This is a genomic window from Novosphingobium capsulatum NBRC 12533, assembly GCF_001598375.1.
Taxonomy (GTDB): Bacteria; Pseudomonadota; Alphaproteobacteria; order Sphingomonadales; family Sphingomonadaceae; genus Novosphingobium; species Novosphingobium capsulatum.
In genome coordinates this window covers 1-2,800 of record NZ_BCYV01000048.1, presented here as the reverse complement: position 1 = coordinate 2,800, position 2,800 = coordinate 1, and the positions used below count along the sequence as shown (strand labels likewise).

Annotated in this window: 4 protein-coding genes; all 4 read left to right on the top strand. The window is 61.2% G+C overall.

Going from position 1 to position 2,800, the window contains the following annotated elements; translation table 11 throughout:
* Positions 1-98 precede the first annotated feature (98 nt).
* The 4 genes from tnpA (at position 99) to SCA01S_RS21420 (ending at position 2,786) form a co-directional block, all read left to right on the top strand.
* Positions 99-473 carry an IS66-like element accessory protein TnpA gene (gene tnpA, locus SCA01S_RS23080; protein ID WP_062788834.1) on the top strand — a complete coding sequence of 125 codons (375 nt, stop codon included), beginning with the start codon at positions 99-101 and terminating at the stop codon, positions 471-473.
* On the top strand, positions 470-817 hold the full coding sequence (tnpB, locus tag SCA01S_RS22010; protein ID WP_281191609.1) for an IS66 family insertion sequence element accessory protein TnpB: 348 nt from the start codon (positions 470-472) through the stop codon (positions 815-817). Before tnpA ends, tnpB begins: the two co-directional genes overlap by 4 nt.
* A gap of 62 nt (positions 818-879) precedes the next feature.
* Positions 880-2,490, top strand: coding sequence for an IS66 family transposase (gene tnpC / locus SCA01S_RS21425; RefSeq protein WP_062788832.1), 1,611 nt, complete (start codon positions 880-882; stop codon positions 2,488-2,490).
* On the top strand, positions 2,490-2,786 hold the full coding sequence (locus SCA01S_RS21420) for a hypothetical protein (protein WP_062788831.1): 297 nt from the start codon (positions 2,490-2,492) through the stop codon (positions 2,784-2,786). Before tnpC ends, SCA01S_RS21420 begins: the two co-directional genes overlap by 1 nt.
* The last annotated feature ends 14 nt before the right edge of the window (positions 2,787-2,800 follow it).

The window sequence follows — 2,800 nt, the reverse complement described above, 5'->3', positions numbered from 1 at the left end:
TAACCGTCCGATTGGTACCGCCTGCCGGATGGCGCGATAATCTCTTAGGAGACGGTCATAGCGACGTCGCTAACGACGTCTCTTGATCGGGGATTGCGATGAGGGCGGAGATACTGGGTCAGGAACGACGGCGCCGGTGGACGGACCAGCAGAGGCTGGAGATCATCGGATCCGTCGGCGTGAATGGCGCGACGCTGGCAGAGGTAGCCCGGCGCCACGATGTAACCCGACAACAGATTTACACGTGGCGACATGATTTGAAGAAGCGCGGGTTTTTGCAAGCCCCACCGGAGCCAGTCTTTCTGCCTGTGGAGATGCCTGCCGCTCGGAGCCCTGAAGTTGCCCACAGCGCTAGCCCAGGCGGGACGTGCATGGTTGAGCTGCGCCTGACGCAAGGCCGGACTTTGCGATTTGGAAGCGACATCGAGGCCATCGCCCTGACCCGGCTCATCCGCTGTGTGGAGGCGGCGTGATCGGGCCGGGAACTGGCGTGCGGGTTTATCTGGCCTGCGGCGTCACTGATATGCGCAAAGGCATCTCTGGCCTTGGTCAGCTGGCCCAGACGGTGCTGCGACAGAAACCGACAAGCGGCGCGGTGTTCGCTTTTCGAGGACGTCGCGGCGACAGGGTGAAGCTCCTGTACTGGGATGGGCAGGGATTTTGCCTGTACTACAAGGTCCTGCAGCGTGGCCGTTTTCCTTGGCCCTCTGCTGCGGACGGGACTGCGCGGCTGACCTCGGCGCAGCTCGCGATGCTCTGGGAGGGCATTGATTGGAGGCGCCCGAGTTGGGGCGCACCGCCTACCCATGTGGGCTGATTTTTCTTCCTGAATCTGGCTGTTTTCATGGATATTCCTGCCGCTGGCTGGTAAGCAGGATCATGCTGAGCCCGGCGCAAAACCTTCCCGAAGACCCAGCTTTGCTGAAGGCGATAATCGCCGACTTGCAGGCGGAAAACGCGAAGTTGGCGGCAACGGTCCGGGCGCATGATCTGGTGGTTCAGGCTCTGCGTCTGCGTATTGCCAAGCTGAAGAAGCAGGCCTTCGGCAAGTCCTCGGAAAAGATCGAACGCGAGATCGAGCAGCTGGAACTGGCGCTGGAAGATATTCTGGTCGCCGCGGCGCAAACCGCCGCTTTGCCGAGTGATGCCGAAGAGGATGAGACCACTGCGCATGTAGACAGTGCACGGTCCATGGCCCGGCGTCCGCGCGTTGCGTCTGACACGCCGCGCGAGCGAAAAGAACTCGACCCGGGCAGCGCTTGTCCCGATTGCGGGGGCGAATTACGCCTCGTCGGCGAGAACGTGAGCGAAATCCTCGAGATGATCACAGCCAAGCTGAAGGTGATCGAGGTGGCGCGGCCGAAGAAGTCCTGCCGCTGCTGTGAGAAAATGGTGCAGGTGCCGGCTCCGAGCCGCCCGATCCCCGGCAGCATGGCCGGAAGCAGCCTGCTTGCCTACGTGCTCGTCTCAAAGTTCGACGATCACTTGCCGCTGTACCGGCAGAACGAAATCCTTACCCGCATGGGCGCTGACATTCCCCGCAGCACGCTGGCTGATTGGTGCGGCAAGGCGATGCGAACCCTGCAGCCCCTGATCGAGCGTATTGAGGCATCGGTCCTGGCCAGCACCGTCATCCACGCCGATGATACACCGATCCAAGTGCTGGATCACACAAAGCGGGCCCAGGGGCTCGGTAAGGGCGTGAAGCAAGGCAGGATCTGGGGTTATGTCTGCGATCAGCGCCCGTGGAACGGTCCGGCACCGCCGGGTGTGGTCTATCGCTTTGCCCCCAACTGGAAGGCGGAGCACGTGCAAAACCACCTTTGCAATGCGAGCGGCATTCTCCAGGCCGACGCCTACAAGGGATATGCGAAGCTGTATGAGCCCGGCGCGGACGGCGAACCGCGCTTCCGGGAAGCTGCTTGCTTCGCCCATTGGCGGCGTGACTTCCACGACATCTGGAAAGCGAACAAATCACCGATAGCGCGAGAAGCCCTCGATCGCATCGGCCAGTTGTACGACATCGAACGCGAAATCGCCGGGAAACCTGCCGATGTTCGGCGTGCCATCCGCCAGGAGCATAGCAAACCCAAACTCGAGGCGTTGCGCGTCTGGGCCGAGCAGCAACTCACCCGCATCCCCGTCAAGGGCGACCTGGCCAGCGCCATTCGTTATGGCTTGGGTCGCTGGCACGCCTTCTCACTGTTCATCGAAGACGGGCGTGTCGCCATTGATAACAATGCCGCTGAGCGAGCCGTGAGACCTATCGGTCTCGGAAGACGCAACTGGCTCTTCGCGGGCTCCGAAGCAGGCGCTGAAACCCTGGCGCGAGCCATGACGCTTATTGAAAGTGCCAAGATGAGCGGACTCGATCCGCAGGCTTATCTCGCCGACGTGCTCGGCCGTATCCATGATCATAAGATCAACCGGATCGAGGAATTGCTGCCTTGGAACTGGGTGCCCTTGGTGCCGTTGGCAGAGGCAGCCTGATGGCCACGATCACCCATGTGCACACACTGGCCTATGTTGCCGAAATGCTCGGCGAGGACGTGGAGCTGTTGCAAGCCATCATCTGGAGCGGCGACAATCTGACATACGGAGCGATCATCACCGTTTACACTGGCCCGGATGAGACCATTGCGGCGCTCACCGACCATGGCGTCGACGAATTGTCAGATATGCTTCGAGAAGCGCGCCGCACCACCCAGGCCTGGCACTGCTTCCTCGATAACTTCGTTGACGATCCCGAACTCGCCACTCGCTTCAAGGCCCAACCACCGCGGTAACAATCGGACGGTTA